Origin of the sequence: Kitasatospora arboriphila, from assembly GCF_039528095.1 — a bacterium.
Taxonomy (GTDB): domain Bacteria; phylum Actinomycetota; class Actinomycetes; order Streptomycetales; family Streptomycetaceae; genus Kitasatospora; species Kitasatospora arboriphila.
In genome coordinates, this window is sequence record NZ_BAAALD010000216.1 from 582 (window position 1) to 1352 (window position 771).

The following is a 771-nucleotide window of genomic DNA, read 5'->3' on the forward strand; positions in this document are numbered from 1 at the left end:
GCAGGCTGCATGGCTATGCAGCCAGGTGAATGACATCCGGTTTCAGCGTAAATGCCCGATGAGAACCCTGTTTTCCTGCATTTCAGCCCAGCGACGGACCGTCATAGCTTCGCTGCCGGGAACGCGCTTCCGTCAGTTCCTTTTCGTGCTGCCGTTGCTCGTGCGCCCGTTCTGCGGCCACGGCCATCTCATGACGCTGCACTACCGGCTCAAACGCTGCAGTTGCCCGCTCAAGCGTTCCACCTGCTGACTCAAGCGCGTCACGCGCTCGCTCAGCGCCGCGTTCTCCCGTTGCATAAGCCCTGACATTTTCCGCCATTCCCCGAAGGCGCTCTCCCACTCGTCCAGCCTTTTCGAGTAGTCCTGCTGTAGCTGCTCTAATGCGCTCAGCAACTGTTTTTCCAGCTCGGTCATCGGCACTTACTCCTTCACCAGTCTCAGCGCGTTCTGCTTCGACCGCCCGTTCCCGACCGTCCAGCTCTGCGTCCTGTCTACGGCCGTCCCCTTCGGCAGCACCAGAAAACGTCCGTTGCTGTCTTCCAGGTACGTCACGCCCCAGGTCTTCGCGTTCAGCTTCGACAGCGCTGCGTTCTGCCGGTCGATTTCGGCCAGATTTGACGCTATCAAGCTCCCCTGATACCACAACACCCCGCTCAGGCTGGCGAACAGCAGTCCTGACACCATCGTGATGGTCTGCCATGTCCGCCCGACCATACGCATCACGCTCAGGCGGTTCGACTGCATGGCCGCGCTCATACCCTGCTCGTGGGC

General features: G+C 60.7%; 2 protein-coding genes. Both read right to left on the bottom strand.

The features are described 5' to 3' along the window. Positions 1 to 201 precede the first annotated feature (201 nt). Entirely contained in the window at positions 202 to 414 is a 213-nt protein-coding gene (locus ABD353_RS39565; protein ID WP_021527181.1) for an MbeD family mobilization/exclusion protein, read from the bottom strand. Positions 415 to 420: 6 nt separating this feature from the next. After that, on the bottom strand, positions 421 to 771 hold a 351-nt coding region (locus ABD353_RS39570; RefSeq protein ID WP_344628563.1), incomplete at its 5' end, for a mobilization protein.

Excerpts from the sequence above, each read along its gene's own strand:
- ABD353_RS39565 (WP_021527181.1), bottom strand. The coding sequence starts at position 414 with ATGACCGAGCTGGAAAAACAGTTGCTGAGCGCATTAGAGCAGCTACAG.